Origin of the sequence: Pseudomonas sp. UBA4617 (assembly GCF_002386445.1) — a bacterium.
Lineage (GTDB): Bacteria > Pseudomonadota > Gammaproteobacteria > Pseudomonadales > Pseudomonadaceae > Aquipseudomonas.
Window position 1 is genome coordinate 87,355 of record NZ_DGIR01000025.1, and the last position, 26,483, is coordinate 113,837.

Sequence of the window (26,483 nt, forward strand, 5' to 3'; positions counted from 1 at the left end):
CCCGGCTTGTTACCGATACTGCCTGCGATGCACCTGCCGGTACAGGTACAGGCTCAGCACCAACCCGCAAGCCGCCGCCGCCGCCGCAAACAGAAACATCGAAGCAAAGCCGAACCCCGCCGCCACCGCGCCCACCAGCGGCCCGGTCACCCCCAGCGACAAGTCGATGAACAGTGAATAGGCCCCCACCGCAGCCCCGCGGTTGGCCGCCGATACCTGGTTCACTGCCTCCACTCCCAGTGCCGGGAACACCAGCGAGAAACCGAACCCGCTCAGCGCGGCACCTGCCAGTGCCAATTCGGCATCGGGCGCCAGCCACAGCATCAGCAGCCCGAGGGTTTCCACGGACAGGCAGGCAATCGCTACGCGGAACCCGCCAATCCGGTTGATCAGGTTGCCGAACAGCAGCCGCGCGCTGATGAAGCTGGCGCCGAACAGGCTCAAGGTCAGCGCTGCATTGGCCCAGCCGCGGCTGGCGTAGTACAGGGTGATGAACGTAGCGATGGTGCCGAAGCCGATCGAGCCCAGGGCCAGCCCCGAACCGTGCGGGAACACTTTGCCCAGCACGCGCAGGAACGGCAGGCGCACGCCGCTGACGATGGGCGCGGCCTGCCGGGGCCAGGCCAGCAGCAGGCCGAGCGCACACAGCAGGATGATGCTCGCGCCCATGCTCCATAGCCCCAGGCCCTTGACCATCAACACCCCCAGCGGGGCGCCGATGGCCAGCGCGCCGTAGCTGGCGATGCCGTTCCAGGAGATGACCTTGGCGGTGTGTTCGGCACCGACCCGGCCGATACCCCAGCCGATCGACCCCGAACCCACCAGGCTTTCAGCGCTGCCCAGCACCAGGCGGCCGGCCAGCAGGCTGGCCAGGCTCAGCCAGGGCAGGTGGGTGAGAAAGGCGCAGGCCAGCATGAACACCCCGCTGAGGCCGCACCCGGCCAGGCCATACAGGACGGCTTTCTTGCTGCCATGGTTGTCGATGATGCGGCTGGCCGTGGGGCGGCTGAGCAGGGTGGCCAGGTATTGCACGCTGATCACCAGGCCCGCGACCACGGCGCCGAAGCCCAGGTCGTTGTGCACATAGCCGGGCAATACGGCCAGGGGGATGCCGATGTTCAGGTAGCCGATGAAGGTAAAGAGGACGATGGAGACGACTTGCAGGGTGACCGCAAGGGCGCGCGGTGAGTCGGGCATGGGGGCCTACGTGGGTTCTGGACGGTGTGAAAACGTGATGACGGGGGTAGCCCGCAGGTCAGCCGTTTTCACACAGTCGGGGTTGCGCGGTTAGTCCTGGTCAGCGCTGGATTGATCGTCACCATCCTGCTCGGCGGCAGCAGCCGGCTCGGCGTGAACGGTTACGGTTGGCTCTTCTGGGTTCAGGCTTGGGAAGGGAAGATTCGGGATTTCATGCATCTCGTCGTTCCTCGCAAGTGTGAGTGAAAAGTCTGCGCCAGGCGCGTTTGAAGCTGCGCAAAGCTGGGGCAGGATACACAAGTCTGGATGACAGTTTGGTTTTTTTGCCGGTCGCCGGTCGGTTTTGCGGGCGAACAGCGGACAGGGATGCCAACGAAAAGGGGCCGCTTCGTACCCCTTCGCGAGCACGCCCACTCCCGCCAGGGCCGCGGAAAATAGGACCCTGTGGGAGCGGGCGCGCCCGCGAAGGGGCGCGAAGCAGCCCCACTTTTCAGACGATTACTTGCGGCCTTCAGCCGTCTCCGCCACCTTGTCAGTGCGCGCGCACATGATGAAGTCGTTGCGGTGCAGGCCCTTGATCGAGTGGCTCCACCAGGTCACGGTGACCTTGCCCCACTCGGTCAGCAGGCCCGGGTGGTGGCCTTCGGCTTCGGCGATTTCGCCAATGGCATTGGTGAAGGCCAGGGCGTGCTTGAAGTTCTTGAACAGGAACACGCGCTCCAGCTCCATGTGGCCATCGCGTACTTCGATGTTCCAGTCCGGGATTTCGCGGATCAGCTCGGCCAACTCTTCGTCGGTGACTTTCGGCGCGTCGGCGCGGCAGGCTTCGCAATGGGCTTGGTTCAAGGCATTCATGTAGTGTTTTCCGGTTCGAGTTGTTGTCGGCAAGGTCGCTCAGGCGGCGACCTTGGGTGGAAACTTCGGTGCGTGCAGGCCCAGCTGCATGGCGTGGTGAACCATGCCCATGATGTCTTCATGGGCCAGGTCGAACAGGCGCTTCATGTTCGGCAGCACGAAATACAGCGGCTGCAGGATGTCTATGCGGTAGGGGGTACGCATGGCTTCGACCGGGTCGAAGGCCTGATGCTCTGGCTCGCCAGACAGACTGTAGACGGTTTCCTTTGGTGACGAGAGGATGCCACCGCCATAGATCTTGCGGCCCTGGGCGGTTTCAATGAGGCCGAATTCGATGGTCATCCAGTACAGGCGTGCCAGGTAAACGCGCTGTTCCTTGGTCGCGGCCAGGCCGAGCTTGCCGTAGGTGTGGGTGAATTCGGCGAACCAGGGGTTGGTCAGCAGCGGGCAGTGGCCGAAGATCTCGTGGAAGATGTCGGGTTCCTGCAGATAGTCCAGTTCTTCCGGGGTGCGGATGAACGTGGCGACCGGGAAGCGCTTGCTGGCCAGCAGTTCGAAGAAGGTCTGGAAGGGGATCAGCGCCGGCACCCGGGCCACCTGCCAGCCCGTGGTGGCGCCCAGCACCTTGTTGATCTCGCCCAATTGCGGAATCCGCTCATGCGGCAGCTTGAGCTGGTCGATGCCGTCCAGGTATTCCTGGCATGCGCGACCTTCGATCACTTTCAGCTGGCGGGTGATCAAGGTGTTCCATACCGCATGCTCTTGCTGCGGGTAGTCGATAAAACCGTGCGCATCGGGCTCGCGTGCCACGTATTGCGTCTGTTTCATGTGGCTCTCCTGGTGAGGGCTTTTCTTGTTATGTGCAGGACATGCTTTAAGGGATATCCCTTCACCGGCAGCTTTGCACGGGGGTAGTACTGGGGCGGGCCAGGGTTCTTGCACCACTTTCGTAACGAATATTTTACAAAGCGCGGCGAGTGTCGGAAAATCCGAGGCATCTGGCTGATCATATTGTGGACTTTGTCAGCTTTTCTTTACGAATTTTCTTTGCCGTGTCGAAATAAACCGGTCCTCGAGAGGCCTCATGCGTATCAAAGTGCATTGTCAGAACCGTATTGGCATCCTGCGCGACATCCTCAACCTGTTGGTGGAATACGGCATCAACGTGTTGCGCGGCGAGGTGGGCGGTGACCACGGCAACGCCATCTACCTGCATTGCCCGAACCTGATCAACCTGCAATTCCAGGCGCTGCGGCCCAAGTTCGAGGCCATCGCCGGGGTGTTCGGCGTCAAGCGCGTGGGGCTGATGCCCAGCGAGCGCCGTCACATGGAGCTGAATGCGCTGCTGGGGGCGCTGGATTTCCCGGTGCTGTCGATCGACATGGGCGGCAGTATCGTCGCCGCCAACCGCTCGGCAGCCCAGTTGCTGGGGGTGCGGGTGGATGAGGTGCCGGGCATGCCGCTGGCGCGCTATGTGGAAGATTTCGACCTGCCGGAGCTGGTACGGGCCAACAAGTCGCGCATCAACGGCCTGCGCATCAAGGTCAAGGGTGATGTGTTCCTGGCCGATATCGCGCCGCTGCAGTCCGAGCACGACGACAGCGAGGCGCTGGCCGGTGCAGTGCTGACTCTGCACCGCGCCGACCGCATCGGCGAGCGAATCTACAACGTGCGCAAGCAGGAGTTGCGCGGTTTCGACAGCATCTTCCAGAGCTCGCGGGTCATGGCCGCCGTGGTGCGCGAGGCGCGGCGCATGGCACCGCTGGATGCGCCGTTGCTGATCGAGGGGGAAACGGGTACCGGCAAGGAGCTGCTGGCGCGTGCCTGCCACCTGGCCAGCCCGCGCGGACAGTCGCCGCTGATGGCGCTGAACTGCGCCGGGTTACCCGAGTCGATGGCCGAGACCGAGTTGTTCGGTTATGGCCCTGGGGCCTTCGAAGGCGCGCGGGCCGAGGGCAAGCTGGGGCTGCTGGAACTGACCGCCGGTGGCACGCTGTTCCTTGACGGGGTAGGGGAGATGAGCCCGCGCCTGCAGGTGAAGCTGCTGCGCTTTCTGCAGGACGGCTGCTTCCGCCGCGTAGGCAGTGATGAAGAGGTATACCTGGACGTGCGGGTGATCTGCGCGACCCAGGTGGATTTGTCCGAATTGTGCGCGCGTGGCGAGTTTCGTCAGGACCTGTACCACCGGCTCAATGTGTTGTCGCTGCACATTCCGCCCCTGCGTGAATGCATGGATGGCCTGGAAGGCCTGGTGCAGCACTTTCTCGACCAGGCCAGCCGGCAGATTGGCTGTGCCATGCCGCGCCTGGCGCCGGCGGCGATGGACAAACTTGCCCAGTACCATTGGCCGGGCAATGTAAGGCAACTGGAAAATGTATTGTTCCAGGCAGTTTCGTTATGCGATGGCGGCGTGGTCAAGAGCGAACATATCCGCTTGCCGGATTATGGTGCGCGGCAACCGCTGGGTGACTTTTCCCTGGATGGGGATCTTTCGCAAATTGTCGGGCGCTTTGAGAAAGCGGTGCTGGAAAGTTTGATGGGGGAGTTTCCCAGTAGTCGCGCTTTAGGTAAAAGACTGGGTGTTTCGCATACGACTATTGCCAACAAGTTGCGGGATTATTCGTTGGGCAAGTCAGCGGATTAAATCGTCGTTAGTTATAATCTGTTAATCAGGCGGTGGCTGCTACGCGGGTAAACCCGCTCCCACAGGTACAGCGCTGGACTCAAGGCAGGCGCTGTACTTGTGGAAGCGGGTCTACCCGCGAATGGGGCCCGTAGGGCCCCTGATTCAATGGTCTCAGCCGTTCGAGCAGCCGTTCCCCATCACGCGGTATTCGAGAATGTGCTTCTGGCCCTTGGAGTCTTCATAGGTCATGCGGGCAGGCACGACTTCGCACACATTGGGCACTTCGCTCATGGAAATGACGCGGGCAATGTCCAGGTGCTGCGAATAGTTGTACTGTTCAACCGGAATCTGCTCGGCCTCTTTCGCTTCGTCGGCCATTGCCGCGCCGCAAAGACTGCCAAGTACCAATACCAGTAAAGCTTTCATTTTCCATTTACCTGTCTAAGGTCGAGAGGGGGCGCGCGGCGCTTGTGGCGCCGCGGGTATTGCTGGTTCAACTATCGATAAGACGGGGATTAACGTTTGCCTTCGTGGGGGCTGTTACCAGTTGTTAATCGCCTTGCCGTTGCTGGCGAGATGAATTCTAGGGCTGTGCCCAAGGCCGAAACAGTGGGGCTTTTGATAAAGTCTTTTGACAGAATCTGTAACAATCGTCTGCCAAGCGTTGCAGTTCTTTCTCTGTCGCACCGGTAAGGCGCGTGCCAGAGCGCTTGTGCTGTACGCACGTACCAAATTACTACCATCGTCGAATGGCTTTTGTTGCTCTGGTACAGTTACAAACGGTCCCATACAAAAACAACTATTACACCGAGGTAACACAGATGAGTGCGGCTCCACTGTATCCCGTTCGTCCCGAGGTCGCGGCCACAACCCTGACCGACGAGGCCACCTACAAGGCCATGTACCAGCAGTCGGTGATCAACCCGGACGGCTTCTGGCGCGAGCAGGCCCAGCGCATTGACTGGATCAAGCCGTTCACCAAGGTCAAGCAGACCTCCTTCGACGATCACCATGTCGACATCAAGTGGTTTGCCGATGGCACTCTGAACGTTTCCTCCAACTGCCTGGATCGCCACCTCGAAGAGCGCGGTGACCAGCTGGCCATCATCTGGGAAGGCGACGATCCTTCCGAGCACCGCAACATCACCTACCGCGAACTGCACGAGCAGGTCTGCAAGTTTGCCAACGCCCTGCGTGGCCAGGATGTGCACCGCGGTGACGTGGTCACCATCTATATGCCGATGATCCCGGAAGCCGTGGTTGCCATGCTGGCCTGCGCCCGTATCGGTGCGATCCACTCGGTGGTGTTCGGTGGCTTCTCGCCTGAAGCGTTGGCCGGGCGGATCATCGACTGCAAGTCCAAGGTGGTGATCACCGCCGACGAAGGCGTGCGCGGCGGCCGCCGTACCCCGCTCAAGGCCAACGTCGATCTGGCGCTGACCAACCCGGAAACCAACAGCGTGCAGAAGATCATCGTGTGCAAGCGCACCGGTGGCGACATTGCCTGGCACCAGCATCGCGACATCTGGTACGAAGACCTGATGAAAGTGGCTTCCAGCCACTGCGCGCCGAAGGAGATGGGGGCTGAGGAAGCGCTGTTCATCCTTTACACCTCCGGCTCCACCGGCAAGCCGAAGGGCGTGCTGCATACCACCGGTGGTTACCTGGTATATGCCGCGCTGACCCATGAGCGGGTGTTCGACTACCGTCCGGGCGAGGTCTATTGGTGCACCGCCGACGTGGGGTGGGTCACCGGCCACAGCTATATCGTCTACGGCCCGCTGGCCAACGGTGCCACCACGCTGCTGTTCGAGGGCGTGCCGAACTACCCGGACATCACCCGCGTGTCGAAGATCATCGACAAGCACAAGGTCAATATCCTGTACACCGCGCCAACTGCCATCCGCGCGATGATGGCCGAAGGCGAGGCTGCGGTGGCCGGGGCCGACGGCTCGAGCCTGCGTCTGCTGGGCTCTGTCGGCGAGCCGATCAACCCGGAAGCCTGGAACTGGTACTACAAGGCGGTGGGCAAGGAACGCTGCCCGATCGTCGATACCTGGTGGCAGACCGAGACCGGCGGCATTCTGATCAGCCCGCTGCCAGGTGCTACCGGCCTCAAGCCGGGTTCGGCAACCCGTCCGTTCTTCGGCGTGGTGCCGGCACTGGTGGACAACCTGGGCAACCTGATCGAAGGTGCTGCCGAAGGCAACCTGGTGATTCTCGATTCCTGGCCGGGCCAGTCGCGTTCGCTGTACGGCGACCACGACCGTTTCGTCGACACCTATTTCAAGACCTTCCGTGGCATGTACTTCACCGGCGACGGCGCGCGCCGCGACGAAGATGGCTACTACTGGATCACCGGCCGCGTGGATGACGTGCTCAACGTGTCCGGCCACCGCATGGGGACCGCCGAAATCGAAAGCGCCATGGTGGCCCATTCGAAAGTGGCCGAGGCAGCGGTGGTGGGCGTGCCGCACGACATCAAGGGGCAAGGCATCTATGTGTATGTCACCCTCAATGCCGGCATCGAGCCCAGCGAGCAGTTGCGCCTGGAGCTGAAGAATTGGGTGCGCAAGGAAATCGGCCCGATCGCCTCGCCGGACGTGATCCAGTGGGCGCCGGGGCTGCCGAAGACCCGTTCGGGCAAGATCATGCGGCGTATCCTGCGCAAGATTGCCACGGGCGAATACGGCGCGCTGGGTGACATCTCGACCCTGGCCGACCCGGGGGTGGTGCAGCATCTGATCGATACCCACAAGGCGATGAGCCTGGCTTCGGCCTGATAGCTGCGGGTATTCGGAAAGCTGAATACTCGTACGCCGTTCGACCAAAACCCCGCACGGGCAACCGGCGGGGTTTTTGCTTTACTGTTACCCGACATTCATCGGTAACTGTTCTGTCACCGTTGACACACGGCTTCGGGGCGCCAGGAAACAATTCCGCTTCGTTTCGGTGCATTTCACCGGCAATTTTTCCAACGCAGCACGCTACGCTTGCCGTACTTCAAGGCTTTGCCAATAATAGGCCCGGGAATTGCTAGGTCTATAGGTTCTATTTCTTGCGCTTTTGCATATTTTGCACTGGCTGTCAACATTGCCTGCAGCGGTTTCAGGCGCTTCTGTAAGTAGTTGTCGCTTTGAAGAAATATCGACTACCGGGCTGTCGCTAGAATGCCACTCACACGCTCGTGGTCTGCGACCTTGGTCGATACCCTGCGCGGCTCGCGTTGTACCCATTCGCATTCGGGCAGCCGTTCCCTGCCTTGTATTGCCCCGTACCGATGGAGTTACCTGATGAAGAAGCTCGCACTGCTTGGCGCCCTGGCGCTGTCCGTGTTTTCCCTGGTGTCGCAGGCCGATGAAAAACCGCTGAAAATCGGCATCGAGGCCGCCTACCCGCCATTTGCCTTCAAGCAGCCTGATGGCAGCCTTGCCGGTTTCGACTACGACATCGGCAACGCCCTGTGCGAAGAGATGAAGGCCAAGTGCACCTGGGTCGAGCAGGAATTCGATGGCCTGATCCCGGCGCTGAAAGTGCGCAAGATCGACGCCATCCTGTCGTCCATGTCGATCACCGAAGACCGCAAGAAGTCGGTGGACTTCACCAAGCGCTATTACCTGACCCCGGCGCGTCTGGCCATGAAGGAAGGCACCACCGTCAGCGACAGCCTCGACGAGCTCAAGGGCAAGAAGATCGGCGTGCAGCGCGGCTCGATCCATGACCGCTTCGCCAAGGAAGTGCTGGCTGCCAAGGGTGCCACCGTGGTTCCTTACGGTACCCAGAACGAAATCTACCTGGACGTGGCTGCCGGCCGCCTCGATGGTACCGTGGCTGACGCCACCCTGCTGGAGGACGGTTTCCTGAAGACCGACGCTGGCAAGGGCTTCGCCTTCGTCGGCCCGTCGTTCACCGACGTGAAGTACTTCGGTGACGGCGTCGGCATTGCCGTGCGTAAAGGTGACGACGCCAACCGCGAGCGCATCAACAAGGCCATCGACGCCATCCGCGCCAATGGCAAGTACAAAGAAATCGAGAAGAAGTACTTCAACTTCGATATCTACGGTCCAGACTCGAACTAAGAAATCGGGTTTCACCTGTGCAATGGTGCAAACAGCAGAGGCTCTGAGGTTTGCACCATTTTTCATTCTCTAGGTCGAGGACCTCATCATGTTGAAAGGCTACGGGGCAGTCATCCTCGACGGGGCGTGGCTGACGCTGCAGCTCGCCCTGTCGTCGATGGCCCTGGCCATCGTGCTCGGCCTGATCGGTGTGGCGCTGCGCTTGTCGCCGGTGCGCTGGCTGGCCTGGCTGGGCGATCTCTACTCCACGGTGATTCGTGGCATTCCGGACCTGGTCCTGATCCTGCTGATCTTCTACGGCGGGCAGGACATCATCAACCGGGTGGCGCCGCTGCTCGGTTACGAAGACTACATCGACCTGAACCCGTTGATCGCGGGTATCGGTACCCTGGGCTTCATTTTCGGCGCGTACCTGTCAGAGACCTTCCGTGGCGCGTTCCTGGGTATTCCCAAGGGCCAGGCCGAAGCGGGCGTGGCCTATGGCATGAGCAGTCGTCAGGTGTTCTTCCGCATCCAGGTGCCACAGATGATTCGCCTGGCGATCCCGGGCTTCACCAACAACTGGCTGGTGCTGACCAAGGCTACCGCGCTGATCTCGGTGGTCGGTCTGCAGGACATGATGTTCAAGGCCAAGCAGGCGGCTGATGCCACCCGCGAGCCTTTCACCTTCTTCCTCGCGGTGGCGGCGCTGTACCTGGTGCTGACCAGTGTCTCGTTGCTGGCCCTGAAGTATCTCGAACGCCGCTATTCGGTAGGCGTCAAGGTGGCTGAACTATGATCTTCGACTACAACGTCGTCTGGGAGGCCTTGCCGATGTACCTCGGCGGCCTGCTGACCACGCTCAAGCTGCTGGCCATTTCGCTGTTCTTCGGCCTGCTGGCGGCCATCCCGCTGGGCCTGATGCGGGTGTCCAGGCAGCCGGCAGTCAACCTGGTCGCCTGGCTCTACACCTATGTGATCCGCGGCACGCCGATGCTGGTGCAGCTGTTCCTGATCTACTACGGCCTGGCGCAGTTCGAGGCGGTACGCGAAAGCGTCCTGTGGCCGCTGCTGTCCAGCGCCACGTTCTGTGCCTGCCTGGCGTTCGGCATCAACACCAGCGCCTACACCGCCGAAATCATCGCCGGCAGCCTCAAGGCCACGCCGCATGGCGAGATCGAGGCGGCCAAGGCCATGGGCATGTCGCGCATGAAGATGTACCGGCGCATCCTGCTGCCGTCGGCCTTGCGCCGGGCGCTGCCGCAGTACAGCAACGAAGTGATCATGATGCTGCAGACTACCAGCCTGGCGTCGATCGTTACCCTGATCGACATCACCGGTGCTGCGCGCACGGTCAATGCCCAGTATTACCTGCCTTTCGAGGCCTATATCACGGCGGGCGTGTTCTACCTGTGCCTGACCTTCATCCTGGTGCGCCTGTTCAAGATGGCCGAACGCCGCTGGCTCGGCTACCTGGCGCCGCGCAAGCACTGACCGCTTTGTGAGAATCGACAGCATGTACAAACTCGAAGTCCAAGACCTGCACAAGCGCTACGGCAGTCATGAAGTGCTCAAGGGCGTGTCCCTGTCGGCCAAGGCAGGCGATGTCATCAGCATCATCGGCTCCAGCGGCTCGGGCAAGTCGACCTTCCTGCGCTGCATCAACCTGCTGGAGCAGCCGCATGCCGGCAAGATCCTGCTCAACAACGAAGAACTCAAGCTGGTGCCGGGCAAGGACGGTGCGCTCAAGGCCGCCGACCAGCGTCAGTTGCAGCGCATGCGCTCGCGCCTGTCGATGGTGTTCCAGCATTTCAACCTGTGGTCGCACATGACCGCGCTGGAGAACATCATCGAAGCGCCGGTGCACGTGCTGGGGGTGAACCGCAAGGAAGCCCTGGAAAAGGCCGAGCACTACCTGGCCAAGGTCGGTGTCGCGCATCGCAAGGACGCCTTCCCGGGGCACATGTCCGGCGGCGAGCAGCAGCGCGTGGCCATTGCCCGGGCGCTGGCGATGGAGCCGGAAGTGATGCTGTTCGATGAGCCGACTTCGGCACTCGACCCGGAGCTGGTGGGCGATGTGCTCAAGGTCATGCAGGCGCTGGCCCAGGAAGGCCGGACCATGGTGGTGGTAACCCATGAAATGGGCTTTGCCCGCGAGGTGTCGAACCAGCTGGTGTTCCTGCACAAGGGGCTGGTCGAAGAAACCGGCTGCCCTCGCCAGGTGCTGGCCAATCCGCAGTCGGAGCGCCTCAAGCAGTTCCTCTCCGGCAGCCTGAAGTAAAAGCTGCATTTTTGCACCATAGTAGGGCATGCTGCGCGGCGAGCGCAGCCTGACCCGGCGCACAGACTCGAACGACCTCAGGTTTCGGACCGCACCCTATGACCACCCAGCGAATCGGTTTTCTCATCTGGCCCAATACCAGGCCCTTGACCCTGGCGCTGGCCGAGGAGGTGTTGCAGGTGGCGCAGCGGGTGCACCCGGAGGTGGTCTACGAGCTGCTGTTCCTGCAGGCGGAGCCGGCGCAGGAGGGCAGTTGGCGCCTGCCGGGCGAGCCGTGGAACGGCCGCCTTGACGGTTGCCAGAAGCTGTTCCTGGTGGCTGACGAGCCGCCGGCGGTGGTGGCAGGGCCCCTGGTGGCGGCGCTCAAGCAACTGGCGCGTAGCGGCTGCATGATCGGTGGGCTGTCGGCCGGGGTCTATCCCCTGGCGATGCTGGGCCTGCTCGATGGCTACCGGGCGGCGGTGCATTGGCGTTGGCAGGATGATTTCGCCGAGCGTTTCCCCAAGGTCATCGCCACCAGCCATCTGTTCGACTGGGATCGTGATCGCCTGACCGCCTGTGGCGGCATGGCGGTGACCGACCTGCTGCTGGCGGTGCTGGCGCGTGATCACGGTGCCGAGCTGGCCGGGGCGGTGTCGGAGGAGCTGGTGGTCGAGCGCATCCGCGAGGGGGGAGAGCGCCAGCGCATTCCGTTGCAGAATCGCCTGGGCTCCAGCCACCCAAAGCTGACCCAGGCGGTGCTGCTGATGGAAGCGAATATCGAAGAGCCGCTGACCACCGACGAAATTGCCCAGCATGTGTGCGTGTCACGTCGGCAGCTGGAGCGCATCTTCAAGCAGTACCTCAACCGCGTGCCGAGCCAGTACTACCTGGAGCTGCGGCTGAACAAGGCGCGGCAGATGCTGATGCAGACCAGCAAGTCGATCATTCAGATCGGCCTGTCTTGCGGCTTTTCTTCCGGGCCGCATTTTTCCAGTGCGTATCGTAATTTCTTCGGGGCAACACCGCGCGAAGACCGTAACCAGCGACGCAACAGCAGCCCGTTCGAGCTGAGCTCGGCGCCTGCCGAAAAAGGCTGATCTCTCCTCCGTCTGTATCGGCCTCTTCGCACGTAGAACCGCTCCCACAGGATCTCCACCGGCCTTGAGAACCGTGCATACCTGTGGGAGCGGGTTTACCCGCGAAGAGGTCGGTACAGGCGCCATCCCTTCTTATGTGAACAGCCGTTCACCCAGCACCCTCTCTCCCGTACACTGCGCTATTGCGACAATGTTTGTCGCATTGCCGAAAACCTTGTGCAAACAGGGTTTTGCGCTGTAACAAGTTGTCGCTTGGCCGCAAGGACAGGCGCGGTTCAGTCCTTACAATCCCCCCATCGCTCGCCACTTCCAGGCCAGCGTTCCTCATCAGGAGACTCAGATGTCCGTTGAGCAAGCCCCGGTGCAACGTGCCGATTTCGACCAGGTCATGGTCCCCAACTATTCCCCGGCGGCCTTCATTCCTGTGCGAGGCGAGGGTTCCCGTGTCTGGGACCAGTCGGGTCGCGAGCTGATCGACTTTGCCGGTGGCATCGCGGTCAACGCCCTGGGCCACTGCCACCCGGCACTGGTCAAGGCCCTGACCGAGCAGGCCAACACCCTCTGGCACGTATCCAACGTATTCACCAACGAGCCGGCCCTGCGCCTGGCCCACAAGCTGGTGGATGCCACGTTTGCCGACCGTGCGTTCTTCTGCAACTCCGGCGCCGAGTCCAACGAGGCGGCCTTCAAGCTGGCCCGGCGCGTTGCCCATGACCGCTTCGGCCCGGAAAAGCACGAAATCATTGCCACCGTGAACAGCTTCCATGGCCGTACCCTGTTTACCGTCAGCGTCGGTGGCCAGCCGAAGTATTCCGACGGCTTCGGCCCGAAGATCACCGGTATCAGCCATGTGCCCTACAACGACCTGGAAGCGCTGAAAGCACAGATTTCCGACAAGACCTGCGCCGTGGTTATCGAGCCGATCCAGGGCGAGAGCGGCGTAGTGCCGGCCGACAAGGCCTACCTGGAAGGCGCACGCAAACTGTGTGACGAGCACAATGCCCTGCTGATCTTCGACGAAGTGCAGACTGGCGTGGGCCGTACCGGTTCGCTGTATGCCTACCAGCACTACGGTGTGACTCCGGACATCCTGACCAGCGCCAAGAGCCTGGGCGGTGGCTTCCCGATCGGCGCCATGCTGACCACCACCGAGCTGGCCAAGCACCTGGCCGTCGGCACCCACGGCACCACCTATGGCGGCAACCCGCTGGGTTGCGCGGTTGCCTGCGCGGTGCTGGACGTGGTCAACACCCCGGAAACCCTGGCTGGCATCAAGGCCAAGCACGAGCGCTTCAAGGTACGCCTGGAGCAGATCGGCCAGAAGTACCAGCTGTTCACCCAGGTGCGTGGCGTCGGTCTGCTGCTGGGCTGTGTGCTGGCTGAAGTCTGGAAAGGCAAGGCCAAGGACGTGCTTAACGCCGCCGAGAAGGAAGGCGTGATGGTGCTGCAGGCCGGCCCGGATGTGGTCCGCTTTGCCCCAAGCCTGGTGGTTGAAGACGCCGATATCGATGAAGGCCTGGACCGCTTCGAGCGCGCCGTGGCCACCCTGACCCAGGGCTGAGCAGTCTGGGGTCCCATCGCCGGCAGCGATGACTGAGCGGGCCGGCGATACCCGATTCCCGTGCAGGTGCCGGTGCACCTGCCGTTCTTCCGTGCCGCCATGAGCGGCCCGTATTCCAAAGGAGTGACACCATGCTGGTGATGCGCCCCGCGCAAATGGCTGATCTGAACGAAGTGCAGCGCATGGCTGCAGACAGCCCCATTGGTGTCACCTCGCTGCCGGACGACACTGCTCGCCTGGGCGACAAGATTGCCGCTTCCGAGACTTCCTTCGCCGCCGAGGTCAGCTTCAACGGTGAAGAAAGCTACTTCTTCGTCCTTGAAGACAGCGAAACCGGCAAGCTGGCAGGCTGCTCGGCGATCGTTGCTTCGGCCGGCTACTCCGAGCCGTTCTACAGCTTTCGTAACGAAACCTTCGTGCACGCTTCACGCGAGCTGAAGATCCACAACAAGATCCACGTGCTGTCGTTGTGCCACGACCTGACCGGCAACAGCCTTCTGACCAGCTTCTATGTACTGCCGGAGCTGGTGAACAGTGGTTGGGCCGAGCTCAATTCGCGTGGCCGCCTGTTGTTCATGGCCTCGCACCCGGAGCGTTTCGCCGAGTCGGTGGTGACCGAGATCGTCGGCTACAGCGACGAGCAGGGTGAGTCGCCGTTCTGGGATGCCATCGGCCGCAATTTCTTCGACCTCAACTACGCCGACGCCGAGCGCCTGTGCGGCCTGAAAAGCCGTACCTTCCTCGCCGAGCTGATGCCGCACTACCCGATCTACGTGCCGCTGCTGCCTGACCTGGCGCAGGAGGCGATGGGCCAGGTGCATCCGCGGGCGCAGATCACCTTCGACATCCTCATGCGCGAAGGCTTCGAAACCGAACACTACATCGACATCTTCGATGGCGGCCCAACCCTGCATGCGCGTACTTCGGGCATCCGTTCGATCGCCCAGAGCCGGGTGGTGCCGGTGAAGCTTGAGGACGCCCCGGTCAAGGGCGGGCGCCCATATTTGGTGTGCAACGGCCAGCTGCAGGACTACCGCGCGGTGCTGCTGGACCTGGACTGGGTGCCCGGGAAACCGGTCAGCCTGAGCCTGGCTGCCGCCGATGCGCTGGGGGTGGGTGAGGGGGCCAGCGTGCGTCTGGTCGCGGTCTGAGGTCTGGCAACAGACGTTTGCGGATTGATGCGTTAGCAGAGTTTCGCGCCGGCCGCCGCCGTCGCGCAAGGAGATAGCATGATCGTTCGTCCTGTACGCAGCAGCGATTTGCCTGCGTTGATCGAATTGGCACGCAGCACCGGAACCACCGGGCTGACCACGCTGCCGGCCAACGAAGAGCGCCTGGGGCATCGCGTTGGCTGGGCGGAAAAAAGCTTCCGTGGTGAAGCCGAGCGCGCCGACACCGACTACCTGTTCGTGCTGGAAAACGACGAAGGTCTGGTGGTGGGCATCAGTGCCATTGCCGGTGCCGTCGGCCTGCGTGAGCCCTGGTACAACTACCGGGTCGGGCTGACCGTCAGCGCCTCGCAGGAGCTGAAGATCTACCGCGAAATCCCCACCCTGTTCCTGGCCAACGACCTGACCGGCAATTCCGAGTTGTGCTCGCTGTTCCTGCGCAGTGACTACCGCTCGGGCCTGAACGGCCGCCTGCTGTCGCGGGCGCGCATGCTGTTCATGGCCGAGTTCCCCGAACTGTTCGGCAAGAAGATCATCGCCGAAATGCGCGGCATGTCCGACGAGCAGGGCCGTTCGCCATTCTGGGAAAGCCTGGGCCGGCACTTCTTCAAGATGGAGTTCAGCCAGGCCGACTACCTCACCGGTGTGGGCAACAAGTCGTTCATCGCCGAGCTGATGCCCAAGTTCCCGCTGTACACCTGCTTCCTGTCCGAGGCGGCCCGCAACGTGATCGGTCGCGTGCACAAGGACACCGAGCCGGCGCTGGCCATGCTCAAGCAGGAAGGTTTCAACTACCAGGGCTACGTCGACATTTTCGACGCCGGCCCTGCTATCGAATGCGATACCGACAAGATCCGCGCCGTGCGCGAAAGCCAGACCCTGGTGCTGGCCGTGGGCACACCGGGCGATGACGCCACCCCTTACATCATTCACAACCGCAAGCGCGACGACTGCCGCATCACGGCTGCACCTGCGCGGTTGGCCGCCGGTACCCTGGTGGTCGACCCCTTGACGGCCAAGCGCCTGCGCATGGGTGCTGGCGACAATGTGCGCGCGGTGCCGCTGTCGGCAAGCCGGGAGGCCAAATAAATGACCACGCATTACATCGCCGGCAACTGGCAGGCCGGCCAGGGCGATACCCTGCAGTCGCTCAACCCGGTAACGCAATCCGTCATCTGGCAAGGGCAGGGGGCTGACGCCAGCCAGGTAGACGCCGCCGTGCAGGCCGCTCGTCAGGCTTTCCCGGGCTGGGCGCAGCTGAGCCTGGAGGCACGTATCGACGTGCTGGAAAAGTTTGCCGAGCAACTCAAGACCCATGCCGAAGCGCTGGCCCAGTGCATCGGCGAGGAAACCGGCAAGCCGCTGTGGGAGTCGGCCACCGAAGTCACCAGCATGATCAACAAGGTGGCGATTTCGGTGCAGAGCTACCGCGAGCGCACCGGCGAAAAGAGCGGCCCGCTGGCCGATGCAACGGCGGTGCTGCGGCACAAGCCTCACGGTGTGGTGGCGGTGTTCGGCCCGTACAACTTCCCCGGCCACTTGCCCAACGGCCATATCGTGCCGGCACTGCTGGCAGGTAACTGCGTGGTGTTCAAGCCCAGCGAGCTGACCCCCAAAGTCGCCGAGCTGACTGTCAACTGCTGGATTGCCGCCGGCTTGCCGCCGGGTGTGCTGAACCTGGTGCAGGGCGCGCGTGAAACCGGCGTGGCGCTGGCCGCCAACCCTGGTATCGACGGCCTGTTCTTCACTGGCTCCAGCCGTACCGGCAACCTGCTGCACCAGCAGTTCGCTGGCCGCCCGGACAAGATCCTGGCCCTGGAAATGGGTGGCAACAACCCGCTGCTGGTGGACGAGGTCAAGGACCTTGACGCTGCGGTGTACACCATTATCCAGTCGGCATTCATTTCCGCCGGCCAGCGCTGCACCTGCGCCCGCCGCCTGCTGGTGCCGCAAGGCGCCTGGGGTGATAGGTTGATCGCGCGCCTGGTCGAGGTGTGCAAGACCATCACGGTGGGTGCGTTCGACCAGCAGCCAGCGCCGTTCATGGGCTCGGTCATTTCGCTGCAGGCGGCGCGAGCGTTGCTTGCGGCCCAGGCCGAGCTGGTTGCCAAGGGTGCCGTGCAACTGCTGGAAATGACCCAGCCGCAGGCCGATGCCGCACTGCTGACCCCGGGTATTCTCGACGTCAGTGCCGTCAGCGAGCGGCCGGACGAAGAATTCTTCGGCCCGTTGCTGCAGGTGATTCGCTACGCCGACTTCGATGCCGCCATCGAGGAAGCCAACAACACCCAGTACGGCCTGGCCGCCGGGCTGCTGTCCGACTCGCGCGCCCGCTACCAGTACTTCTGGCTGCGCAGCCGCGCCGGCATCGTCAACTGGAACAAACAGCTGACCGGCGCCGCCAGCAGCGCGCCGTTCGGTGGTGTCGGCGCCAGTGGCAACCATCGCGCCAGTGCCTATTACGCCGCTGACTACTGCGCTTACCCCGTGGCTTCGCTGGAGACCGCCAGCCTTGCCTTGCCGGCGACCCTGACGCCGGGCGTCACCCTATAACTACAGGTCACGGAGCCTAGCCGATGAAATCCTATGAAGTGAATTTTGATGGCCTGGTGGGGCCTACCCACAACTATGGCGGCCTGTCCTACGGTAACGTGGCTTCGCAGAGCAACAGCCAGCAGGGGTCCAACCCGCGCGAAGCTGCACGCCAGGGCCTGGCGAAGATGCAAGCGCTGGCTGACATGGGTTTCAAGCAGGGCGTACTGGCGCCGCAGGAGCGCCCGGATGTGGCCGCGCTGCGCCGCCTGGGCTTCAGCGGCAGCGATGCCGAGGTGATCCAGCGGGCTGCCAGGGAGGCCATGCCGTTGCTGGTGGCCAGCTGCTCGGCCTCGAGCATGTGGGTAGCCAACGCCGCCACGGTCAGCCCCAGTGCCGACACGGCCGATGGCCGCGTGCACTTCACCGCCGCCAACCTCAATTGCAAGTACCACCGCAGCATCGAGCACCCGACCACCAGCCGCGTGCTGGGGGCCATGTTCAGTGATGAACAGTATTTTGCCCACCATGCGGCGCTGCCTGCCGTGGCTCAGTTCGGCGACGAAGGCGCGGCCAACCACACGCGCTTTTGCCGTAGCTACGGCGAGGCTGGCGTGGAGTTCTTCGTCTATGGCCGCAGTGCTTTCGACAGCCGCTACCCGGCACCACAGAAATACCCGGCCCGGCAAACCCTGGAAGCCTCGCAGGCGGTGGCCAGGCTGCATGGCCTGAGCGAGGGTGGCGTGGTCTACGCTCAACAGAACCCGGCAGTGATCGACCAGGGCGTGTTCCACAACGACGTGATTTCGGTGGGCAACGGCGAGGTACTGTTCTACCACGAGGACGCTTTCCTCAACACCGACACGGTACTTGGCCAACTGCGAGCTAAACTGGCCAGCAAGGGTGGCAACTTCCAGGCCATCTGCGTGCCGCGGGCAGCGGTTACCGTAGAGGACGCGGTGCGTTCCTACCTGTTCAACAGCCAGCTGCTCAGCCGCGAGGATGGTTCCATGCTGCTGGTGGTGCCGGAAGAGTGCCGCAACAACGAGCGGGTCTGGGCCTACCTGGGCCAGCTCACCAGCCAGGGCGGCCCGGTGAAGGAGGTCAAGGTGTTCGACCTCAAGCAGAGCATGCAGAACGGTGGTGGCCCGGCTTGCCTGCGTTTGCGTGTGGCGTTGAAGGAATCGGAACTGGCAGCGGTCAACCAAGGCGTTATCATGACCGCCCCGCTGTACGACACCCTGGTGCAGTGGGTCGACAAGCATTACCGCGATCGCCTCGGCGAGGCGGACCTGGCCGACCCGCAGCTGTTGCTGGAATGCCGTACGGCACTGGACGAACTGACCCAGATCCTGAAGTTGGGCTCGGTGTATCCGTTCCAACGCCAACCTTGAAGAGAGACTTTGCAATGACCGACGCCCTGCGCCTGATCCTCGAAGATGAAGACGGCACCCAGCTGGAGACCTCCTGCACCCGCTTTGCCGTGGTCTGGCAAGGCAAGGAAGTGTGGATTCAGCAGGATGGCCGTGGCCAGCTGCTGATCGGCGTGGATGTCGAGGAAGACGACACCGAGTACGCCAACCTGTTGCTGCGGCCGATGGCCACCAACCTGGTCAGCCTGCAACTGGAAATGGAGCCGGCGGAGCTTGGCGAAGACGACGATCACGTCCATGGCCCCGACTGCGGCCACCACCACTAAGGAAGTCCCTATGCTCGCCCTTGGCAAATTGCTTGATCTGACCCTCGCCGATCACGAACCGGCCGAGAAGACCCAAGTGACTCCCAAGGGCGTGCGTTTGCGCTGGCTAGGGGAGGGCGCGCTGGAAGTGCGCCCGGCCGAAAGCGACGATTGCGGGCTCGACTTGCTGTTGTCCGCCGGTATCCACGGCAACGAAACGGCGCCGATCGAGTTGCTCGAGCGCCTGCTGCATGGCGTGGCCAACGGCAAGATCATACCCCGGGCACGGGTACTGTTCCTGTTCGGTAATCCTGCGGCTATCCGCAAGGGTGAGCGTTTCATCGAGCAGGACATCAACCGCCTGTTCAACGGCCGCCACGAGCTGTCCAGTGGCTTCGAGGCCTTGCGTGCCGCCGAGCTGGAACAGTTCGCCCGGGTGTTTTTCAGCATGCCGGGGCGCAGCCGTCTGCATTACGACCTGCATACGGCCATTCGCGGCTCGAAGATCGAGCAGTTCGCCCTGTACCCCTACAAGGAGGGGCGCAAGCATTCCCGTCGCGAGCTGGCGCGCCTGGCGGCAGCGGGCATGCAGGCAGTGCTGCTGCAGAGCAAGTCCTCCATCACCTTCAGTGCCTTTACCTATGAGCAACTGGAAGCCGAAGCCTTTACCCTGGAGTTGGGCAAGGCCCGCCCGTTCGGCAAGAACGAGCAGGTCAATCTCGACAAGCTGGAGCAGCGGCTGATCCAGATCATCGAAGCAACCGAGCCCGACGATGAAGGCTCGCTGGAGGGGCTGCAGCTGTTCAGCGTCGCCCGCGAGATCATCAAGCACAGTGACAGTTTCCGCCTGCACCTGCCAGCGGACATCGAGAACTTCTCCGAGCTGGGCAAGGGTTACCTGCTGGCCGAAGACCTGGCCGAGACGCGCTGGGTGGTCGAGGAGGAGGGGGCACGCATCATCTTCCCCAACCCTGGGGTGAAGAATGGCTTGCGCGCCGGGATTCTCATTGTGCCGGCTTCGGGGCAGTGGCTGGGCTGAAGGGTGGTTCGGGCAAATGGCACGTGTTCAGGCGCAGCCTATGGGCTCGCTCAGTAGTGCGTGCGCACTGGCAGGCCCAGCTCCATTCGCAGCGCGTTTTCGTTGAAGGGTGATGGGTTGGTGTCGGTCGGCGCCGTTTCGGGGTTTTTGTCGAAATCGTAAAGAATGCCGCTCGGCAGGCCAATGGCTTGCAAGTGTGCATTGTCGACCTGGATCCGCCTGCGATCGATAGTCCTGATCGAAGTCTGGCCAGCTACCGTCGTACCATTGAAGGCGCTGTACGCCTCGCACAAGCAACGGTAAAAGTCGAGCAGCGGCAAATTGTCGCTGTCCGAGCGAGTCAGGTTGAATGCCAGGTACCCGCCCTCGGCAGGCAAGCCGGACACCCATTCCAGGTTGCTGTTCTGTCGTAGGTAATGGTCCCTGTCGGTCGGGTCTGAAATGTGGACGTCAAAATGGCTGGCCTGCTGTGTCTCGGTAACGTTTATCCATGACCGTTTCGCCAGCTGGGTCAGGAGTTGCCGGCCGCAATGCGTGTGGCATAGAAATACCAGGTGGTTGTGGACGGCCTGTTTGAAGGTATCGCTGCCTTGTATGTCGAGCGTGTTGCTGGCGAGTGCGTCGAGCGGGGCGGTGAGTGGCTGCTCGAAACGGGCGTCACCCGTCTGGTTGCGGGCATAGACGACTGATTCGTGTGGGTCATCGACCAGGATATGGCCGTTGATACGGCGGCTCGCGGCGCCGCTCTTGATGAATGTCAGCCCCTCGCCCACGTTGATCAGTGCATCGCCACTGCCGGTGAAAACCTCGGTGATGCCGCCACCGGTCGTGATGCGCGCAGTGCCATCTGCGGCCTGAATGATGACCGGCATTTTTACTTCCTCCGCCACACGGACGTTGGCCTCACCCTTTGCAGTTCTGATGATGAGGGTTTGTCTTTGCGTAGGCGCGAGGATGAACGTCTTGTTGCCGACTTTGGCTTTCAGGTGGCAATCGTAGAGGGAAATGTCGATATCGACCGCCGAGGTATGGCTCTGAATCACCATGTGGTGCTTGCCGGGAATCTGGCCTTGATCGAACCATATCTGTTCCAGAAGGACGTCTATTTTGTCGTCCCGGTATTCGTAGAATCGATGGACGGCTTTGCCATCCTCGGATGTGTCTGCCCACTGTTGAAAACCGCTGGTCCTGCCAGAAATGAAATAGATAGGGTTGGGATGCATGAGAAGGCTCGCTGGTTGTTAATGGGGGGGCGACAGTTGTCGCTGCGGCCAAAGTAAAAGGTTGGGCAGGCGAGGGGCGGTAGTTATCTAGGGGCAAGAGGGGCGAGAAGGGGCGTTGTGACCAGGCGCTGAACCGTATAGCCTCCATTTTGATGTTCGAAATGACGATTTCATGCCGATTGACCGTTTCGGGCGTATAAACACACTGCATCCGCCGTTCAGGCTGGATATAATGGCGCCCTTTGCCGTCGTTTCGTCGATTCGACGTATCAGCCCAAACGGCCGCCGTTTCCGTGGAAGAACCTATGAAAAGCGCAGAAATCCGTGAAGCCTTCCTTCGCTTCTTCGAAGAGCAGGGACATACCCGAGTCGCCTCCAGTTCGCTGATCCCGAACAACGACCCGACTCTGCTGTTCACCAATGCCGGCATGAACCAGTTCAAGGACTGCTTCCTCGGTGCGGAGAAGCGTGCCTACACCCGTGCCGTCAGCAGCCAGAAGTGCGTGCGCGCCGGTGGCAAGCACAACGACCTGGAAAACGTCGGTTACACCGCGCGTCACCATACCTTCTTCGAGATGCTGGGCAATTTCAGCTTCGGCGACTATTTCAAGCGCGACGCCATCACCTTCGCCTGGACCTTCCTGACCTCGGAAAAGTGGCTGAACCTGCCCAAGGAGAAGCTCTGGGTAACGGTCTACGCCACTGACGATGAAGCCTACGACATCTGGACCAAGGAAGTCGGCGTACCAGCCGAGCGCATGGTGCGTATCGGCGACAACAAAGGCGCCCCATACGCCTCCGACAACTTCTGGACCATGGGCGACACCGGCCCTTGCGGCCCGTGCACCGAGATCTTCTACGACCACGGCCCGGACATCTGGGGCGGCCCACCCGGCTCGCCGGAAGAAGACGGCGACCGCTACATCGAGATCTGGAACAACGTCTTCATGCAGTTCAACCGCACTGCCGATGGCGTGCTGCACCCGCTGCCAGCGCCGTCGGTAGACACCGGCATGGGCCTGGAGCGGATCAGCGCGGTGCTGCAGCACGTGCATTCGAACTACGAGATCGACCTGTTCCAGAACCTGCTGTCTGCCGCGGCCAAGGCCATCGGTTGCAGCAATGACGGCCAGGCTTCGCTGAAAGTGGTGGCCGACCACATCCGTTCGTGCGGCTTCCTGATCGCCGACGGCGTGCTGCCGTCCAACGAAGGTCGCGGCTACGTGCTGCGCCGCATCATTCGCCGCGCCTGCCGCCACGGCAACAAGCTGGGTGCCAAGGGCAGCTTCTTCTACCAGATCGTGGCCGCGCTGGTCGGCGAAATGGGCGAAGCGTTCCCGGAACTGCAGAGCCAGCAGGCGCACATCGAGCGCGTGCTCAAGGCCGAAGAAGAGCAGTTCGCCAAGACCCTGGAACAGGGCCTGCGCATCCTCGAGCAGGACCTGGCGCAGTTGCAGGGCGACGTGGTGCCGGGTGACGTGGTGTTCAAACTGTACGACACCTATGGCTTCCCGATGGACCTGACTGCCGACATCGCCCGCGAGCGCGAACTGACCATCGACGAAGCCGGCTTCGAGCGCGAAATGGACGCCCAGCGTGAGCGTGCCCGCTCGGCCAGCGCCTTCGGCATGGACTACAACAGCCTGGTCAAGGTCGACACCGCCACCGAATTCCTTGGCTACGACGCTACCGAAGGCCAGGGCAAGGTCATCGCCCTGTACAAGGACGGCCAGGCTGTCGACCAGCTGGGTGAAGGCGAGCAGGGCGTGGTCGTGCTCGACCGCACGCCGTTCTACGCCGAGTCCGGCGGCCAGGTGGGCGACACCGGCTACCTGCAGGCCGGCGCTGCACGATTCGACGTGCGCGACACCACCAAGACCGGCGGCGCCTTCCTGCACCACGGCGTGGTCGCCAGCGGTGCATTGCTGATCGGTTCGTCGGTCGAGGCCAAGGTCGATGCCGAGGTGCAGCATGCCACCTCGCTGAACCACTCGGCCACCCACCTGCTGCACGAAGCGCTGCGCCAGGTGCTGGGCGAGCACGTACAGCAAAAGGGCTCGCTGGTCGACAGCCAGCGCCTGCGTTTCGACTTCAGCCACTTCGAGGCGGTGAAACCGGAGCAGATCAAGGCCCTGGAAGACATCGTCAACCGCGAAGTGCGCAAGAACACTGCGGTGGAAACCGAACTGACCGACATCGAAACCGCCAAGGCCAAGGGTGCCATGGCGCTGTTCGGCGAGAAGTACGGCGACACCGTGCGTGTGCTGAGCATGGGCGGCGATTTCTCGGTGGAGCTGTGCGGCGGTATTCACGCCAAGCGCACCGGTGACATCAGCCTGTTCAAGATTATCAGCGAAGGTGGTGTGGCTTCTGGCGTGCGCCGCATCGAAGCGGTAACCGGCGCTGCGGCGCTGGCCTACCTGAACGCTGCCGAAGAGCAGGTCAAGGAAGCCGCGCAACTGGTGAAAGGCAACCGTGACAACCTGATCGACAAGCTGTCGGCTGTGCTCGAGCGCAACCGCCAGCTGGAGAAGCAGCTGGAACAGCTGCAGGCCAAGGCCGCCAGCGCCGCCGGGGATGATCTCTCCAACGCGGCCGTTGAGGTCAAGGGCGCCAAGGTGCTCGCCGCCCGCCTGGATGGGCAGGATGGCAAGGCCTTGCTGGCGCTGGTCGATCAACTGAAGAACAAGCTCGGCCACGCAGTGATCCTGCTGGGCAGCGAGCATGAGGGCAAGGTCGTGCTGGTGGCCGGTGTGACCAAGGACCTCTCCAGCCAACTCAAGGCTGGCGATCTGATGAAACAAGCCGCTGCGGCGGTGGGTGGCAAGGGCGGTGGCCGTCCGGACATGGCTCAGGGTGGTGGCGTCGACGTCGCTGCGCTGGACCGGGCCCTGGCGCTGGCCGTGCCATTCGCAGAGCAGGGACTTTGAGATGGGGCGGCCAGTGGTCTAGTCGCTGGCCGCTCCATGTTGGATTGTTTTTTGGGGCCCTGTATGGGCTGAGGCACCATTGAAATGGCGTTGATCGTACAGAAATTTGGCGGCACCTCTGTCGGTTCCATCGAGCGGATCGAGCAGGTAGCCGATAAGGTCAAGAAACACCGTGAGGCGGGCGACGACCTGGTGGTTGTGTTGTCGGCCATGAGCGGTGAAACCAATCGCCTGATCGACCTGGCCAAGCAGATCAGCGATCAGCCGGTTCCGCGCGAGCTGGACGTGATCGTGTCGACCGGTGAGCAGGTCACCATTGCCCTGCTGGCCATGGCCCTGATCAAGCGCGGTGTGCCAGCGGTGTCCTACACCGGCAACCAGGTGCGCATCCTCACCGACAGTGCGCACAACAAGGCGCGCATCCTGCAGATCGACGACCAGAAGATCCGTGCCGACCTCAAGCAAGGCCGCGTGGTCGTGGTAGCGGGCTTCCAGGGCGTCGACGAGCACGGCAACATCACCACCCTGGGCCGTGGCGGCTCCGACACCACCGGCGTGGCCCTGGCGGCGGCGCTGAAGGCCGACGAGTGCCAGATCTACACCGACGTCGACGGCGTCTACACCACTGATCCGCGCGTCGTGCCACAGGCCCGACGCCTGGAGAAGATCACCTTCGAAGAGATGCTGGAAATGGCCAGCCTCGGTTCCAAGGTGCTGCAGATCCGCTCGGTGGAGTTCGCCGGCAAATACAACGTTCCGCTGCGCGTGCTGCACAGCTTCAAGGAGGGTCCGGGTACCCTCATTACCATTGATGAAGAGGAATCCATGGAACAGCCGATCATTTCCGGTATCGCCTTCAACCGTGATGAAGCCAAGCTGACCATTCGCGGCGTGCCGGACACCCCGGGCGTGGCTTTCAAGATCCTCGGCCCGATCAGCGCCTCGAACATCGAGGTCGACATGATCGTGCAGAACGTTGCTCACGATAACACCACCGACTTCACCTTCACCGTGCACCGCAACGAGTACGAGAAGGCGCAGAGCGTGCTGGAAAACACCGCGCGCGAAATCGGCGCCCGTGAAGTGATTGGCGACACCAAGATCGCCAAGGTCTCGATCGTTGGCGTCGGCATGCGTTCGCACGCCGGTGTGGCCAGCCGCATGTTCGAAGCCCTGGCCAAGGAGGGGATCAACATCCAGATGATCTCCACCTCCGAGATCAAGGTTTCGGTCGTGATCGAAGAGAAGTACCTGGAGCTGGCCGTACGCGCGCTGCACACCGCGTTCGAGCTCGACGCTCCGGTACGACAGAGCGAGTAAAACGCTGCCTGGAAGGGCGCGGCTTGCCGCGCCCTTCGCGTTTCTGCTTGCCACGCAGGCCCTTTCCTGGCCTGCGGGGCAAGCAACCGAGGCCCGAGCCATCGTCCACGGCCGGCCGCGACACCCAAGACTGTTACCCCTGTATGTTTCGCGTAAGGAGAAAGCTATGTTGATTCTGACTCGTCGGTGCGCCGAGAGCCTGATCATTGGAGACGGCGAGATCACCGTGACGGTGCTCGGTGTCAAAGGTAACCAGGTGCGTATTGGCGTCAGCGCCCCTAAAGAAGTGGCCGTTCACCGCGAGGAAATCTACCTGCGGATCAAGAAAGAGAAGGACGAGGAGCCAAGCCTTTAATTTTTTTGAAGTTTTTTTCAAAAAAAGGGTTGCAAACGAGGAAGGCTGTGTTTAATATTCGCCTCGTGTTGCGGTGAGGTGGCCGAGTGGCCGAAGGCGCTCCCCTGCTAAGGGAGTATACCTCATAAGGGTATCGGGGGTTCGAATCCCCCCTTCACCGCCATTATTCGCTTAGGGCGCTGTAATCGGCAAGAACGCTAAGTAGTTGATTTTAAACGAAAAAGTTCTTGCAATAATGTTTCAGCGACCTATAATGCGCGGCAAGACACGGACTCATAGCTCAGCTGGATAGAGTACTCGGCTACGAACCGAGCGGTCGGAGGTTCGAATCCTCCTGAGTCCGCCACTTTTGAAGTGGCTTTGTTTGCAAGGCTGCTTCAATCACCAGTGGTAACCTGGTCTAAAAATACCAACCACGGACTCATAGCTCAGCTGGATAGAGTACTCGGCTACGAACCGAGCGGTCGGAGGTTCGAATCCTCCTGAGTCCGCCACTTTTGAAGTGGCTTTGTTTGAAAGGCTGCTTCAGTCACCAGTGGTAACCTGGTCTAAAAATACCACCACGGACTCATAGCTCAGC

At 62.1% G+C, this 26,483-nt stretch carries 23 protein-coding genes and 3 tRNA genes; 20 read left to right on the plus strand and 6 right to left on the minus strand.

Features of this window, described 5'->3' with window-relative positions:
• Nucleotides 1–9: 9 nt before the first annotated feature.
• The 4 genes from B4L76_RS11000 to phhA form a co-directional block, all read right to left on the minus strand.
• Nucleotides 10–1,197: an MFS transporter gene (locus B4L76_RS11000; RefSeq protein WP_296232441.1), complete on the minus strand. Its 1,188-nt coding sequence runs from the start codon at nucleotides 1,195–1,197 to the stop codon at nucleotides 10–12.
• Between the two features lie 90 nt (nucleotides 1,198–1,287).
• Nucleotides 1,288–1,416, minus strand: a complete 129-nt coding sequence (locus tag B4L76_RS11005; protein WP_263975009.1) for a hypothetical protein — start codon at nucleotides 1,414–1,416, stop codon at nucleotides 1,288–1,290.
• 279 nt (nucleotides 1,417–1,695) lie between these two features.
• Nucleotides 1,696–2,052: a 4a-hydroxytetrahydrobiopterin dehydratase gene (locus B4L76_RS11010; protein ID WP_133328218.1), complete on the minus strand. Its 357-nt coding sequence runs from the start codon at nucleotides 2,050–2,052 to the stop codon at nucleotides 1,696–1,698.
• A gap of 39 nt (nucleotides 2,053–2,091) precedes the next feature.
• Nucleotides 2,092–2,880: a phenylalanine 4-monooxygenase gene (gene phhA / locus B4L76_RS11015; RefSeq protein WP_296232447.1), complete on the minus strand. Its 789-nt coding sequence runs from the start codon at nucleotides 2,878–2,880 to the stop codon at nucleotides 2,092–2,094.
• Nucleotides 2,881–3,136: 256 nt separating this feature from the next.
• On the opposite strand from phhA, the gene B4L76_RS11020 reads away from it, so the two are divergent.
• The gene (locus B4L76_RS11020; RefSeq protein WP_296232448.1) at nucleotides 3,137–4,696 is read left to right on the plus strand and encodes a sigma-54-dependent transcriptional regulator; all 1,560 of its coding nucleotides are present in this window, start codon (nucleotides 3,137–3,139) and stop codon (nucleotides 4,694–4,696) included.
• A gap of 153 nt (nucleotides 4,697–4,849) precedes the next feature.
• On the opposite strand, the gene B4L76_RS11025 is transcribed toward B4L76_RS11020, so the two are convergent.
• Nucleotides 4,850–5,104: a DUF2790 domain-containing protein gene (locus tag B4L76_RS11025; RefSeq protein ID WP_296232449.1), complete on the minus strand. Its 255-nt coding sequence runs from the start codon at nucleotides 5,102–5,104 to the stop codon at nucleotides 4,850–4,852.
• Between the two features lie 395 nt (nucleotides 5,105–5,499).
• On the opposite strand from B4L76_RS11025, the gene acs reads away from it, so the two are divergent.
• The 13 genes from acs (at nucleotide 5,500) to astE (ending at nucleotide 20,075) form a co-directional block, all read left to right on the plus strand.
• Nucleotides 5,500–7,461, plus strand: coding sequence for an acetate--CoA ligase (gene acs / locus B4L76_RS11030; protein WP_186676385.1), 1,962 nt, complete (start codon nucleotides 5,500–5,502; stop codon nucleotides 7,459–7,461).
• A 510-nt stretch (nucleotides 7,462–7,971) separates the two neighbouring features.
• Nucleotides 7,972–8,757 carry an ABC transporter substrate-binding protein gene (locus B4L76_RS11035; RefSeq protein WP_296232451.1) on the plus strand — a complete coding sequence of 262 codons (786 nt, stop codon included), beginning with the start codon at nucleotides 7,972–7,974 and terminating at the stop codon, nucleotides 8,755–8,757.
• Nucleotides 8,758–8,845: 88 nt separating this feature from the next.
• Complete coding sequence (locus B4L76_RS11040) at nucleotides 8,846–9,535, plus strand: ABC transporter permease (RefSeq protein WP_296232452.1); 690 nt, start codon at nucleotides 8,846–8,848, stop codon at nucleotides 9,533–9,535.
• Complete coding sequence (locus B4L76_RS11045; RefSeq protein WP_296232453.1) at nucleotides 9,532–10,230, plus strand: ABC transporter permease; 699 nt, start codon at nucleotides 9,532–9,534, stop codon at nucleotides 10,228–10,230. The genes B4L76_RS11040 and B4L76_RS11045 overlap by 4 nt, the downstream gene beginning before the upstream one ends.
• Nucleotides 10,231–10,252: 22 nt before the next feature.
• A complete protein-coding gene (locus B4L76_RS11050) occupies nucleotides 10,253–11,017 on the plus strand; it encodes an ABC transporter ATP-binding protein (protein WP_296232454.1) in 765 nt (254 codons plus the stop codon).
• A 98-nt stretch (nucleotides 11,018–11,115) separates the two neighbouring features.
• Complete coding sequence (gene argR / locus B4L76_RS11055; RefSeq protein WP_296232455.1) at nucleotides 11,116–12,096, plus strand: transcriptional regulator ArgR; 981 nt, start codon at nucleotides 11,116–11,118, stop codon at nucleotides 12,094–12,096.
• A 340-nt stretch (nucleotides 12,097–12,436) separates the two neighbouring features.
• The gene (locus B4L76_RS11060; RefSeq protein ID WP_296232456.1) at nucleotides 12,437–13,657 is read left to right on the plus strand and encodes an aspartate aminotransferase family protein; all 1,221 of its coding nucleotides are present in this window, start codon (nucleotides 12,437–12,439) and stop codon (nucleotides 13,655–13,657) included.
• Nucleotides 13,658–13,788: 131 nt separating this feature from the next.
• The gene (gene aruF, locus B4L76_RS11065) at nucleotides 13,789–14,808 is read left to right on the plus strand and encodes an arginine/ornithine succinyltransferase subunit alpha (protein ID WP_296232457.1); all 1,020 of its coding nucleotides are present in this window, start codon (nucleotides 13,789–13,791) and stop codon (nucleotides 14,806–14,808) included.
• A gap of 78 nt (nucleotides 14,809–14,886) precedes the next feature.
• Nucleotides 14,887–15,915 carry an arginine N-succinyltransferase gene (astA, locus tag B4L76_RS11070; RefSeq protein ID WP_063912885.1) on the plus strand — a complete coding sequence of 343 codons (1,029 nt, stop codon included), beginning with the start codon at nucleotides 14,887–14,889 and terminating at the stop codon, nucleotides 15,913–15,915.
• Nucleotides 15,916–17,379: a succinylglutamate-semialdehyde dehydrogenase gene (gene astD / locus B4L76_RS11075; protein WP_296232460.1), complete on the plus strand. Its 1,464-nt coding sequence runs from the start codon at nucleotides 15,916–15,918 to the stop codon at nucleotides 17,377–17,379.
• Between the two features lie 23 nt (nucleotides 17,380–17,402).
• Nucleotides 17,403–18,752, plus strand: a complete 1,350-nt coding sequence (astB, locus tag B4L76_RS11080) for an N-succinylarginine dihydrolase (RefSeq protein ID WP_296232461.1) — start codon at nucleotides 17,403–17,405, stop codon at nucleotides 18,750–18,752.
• Nucleotides 18,753–18,766: 14 nt separating this feature from the next.
• Nucleotides 18,767–19,057: a topoisomerase II gene (locus B4L76_RS11085; RefSeq protein WP_003254508.1), complete on the plus strand. Its 291-nt coding sequence runs from the start codon at nucleotides 18,767–18,769 to the stop codon at nucleotides 19,055–19,057.
• A gap of 10 nt (nucleotides 19,058–19,067) precedes the next feature.
• Nucleotides 19,068–20,075, plus strand: a complete 1,008-nt coding sequence (gene astE, locus B4L76_RS11090) for a succinylglutamate desuccinylase (RefSeq protein WP_296232463.1) — start codon at nucleotides 19,068–19,070, stop codon at nucleotides 20,073–20,075.
• A gap of 50 nt (nucleotides 20,076–20,125) precedes the next feature.
• Here the strand turns inward: astE and B4L76_RS11095 are convergent, their stop codons facing one another.
• Nucleotides 20,126–21,298: a M91 family zinc metallopeptidase gene (locus B4L76_RS11095; protein ID WP_296232464.1), complete on the minus strand. Its 1,173-nt coding sequence runs from the start codon at nucleotides 21,296–21,298 to the stop codon at nucleotides 20,126–20,128.
• Between the two features lie 305 nt (nucleotides 21,299–21,603).
• On the opposite strand from B4L76_RS11095, the gene alaS reads away from it, so the two are divergent.
• The 6 genes from alaS (at nucleotide 21,604) to B4L76_RS11125 (ending at nucleotide 26,397) form a co-directional block, all read left to right on the plus strand.
• Nucleotides 21,604–24,228, plus strand: coding sequence for an alanine--tRNA ligase (gene alaS, locus B4L76_RS11100; protein ID WP_296232465.1), 2,625 nt, complete (start codon nucleotides 21,604–21,606; stop codon nucleotides 24,226–24,228).
• Nucleotides 24,229–24,312: 84 nt separating this feature from the next.
• A complete protein-coding gene (locus tag B4L76_RS11105) occupies nucleotides 24,313–25,548 on the plus strand; it encodes an aspartate kinase (RefSeq protein WP_296232467.1) in 1,236 nt (411 codons plus the stop codon).
• A 166-nt stretch (nucleotides 25,549–25,714) separates the two neighbouring features.
• The gene (gene csrA, locus B4L76_RS11110) at nucleotides 25,715–25,903 is read left to right on the plus strand and encodes a carbon storage regulator CsrA (RefSeq protein ID WP_003254503.1); all 189 of its coding nucleotides are present in this window, start codon (nucleotides 25,715–25,717) and stop codon (nucleotides 25,901–25,903) included.
• A 72-nt stretch (nucleotides 25,904–25,975) separates the two neighbouring features.
• Nucleotides 25,976–26,066 (plus strand) — tRNA-Ser (locus B4L76_RS11115).
• 106 nt (nucleotides 26,067–26,172) lie between these two features.
• Nucleotides 26,173–26,249: transfer RNA gene (locus B4L76_RS11120), tRNA-Arg, on the plus strand.
• A 71-nt stretch (nucleotides 26,250–26,320) separates the two neighbouring features.
• A tRNA-Arg gene (locus tag B4L76_RS11125) sits at nucleotides 26,321–26,397 on the plus strand.
• The last annotated feature ends 86 nt before the right edge of the window (nucleotides 26,398–26,483 follow it).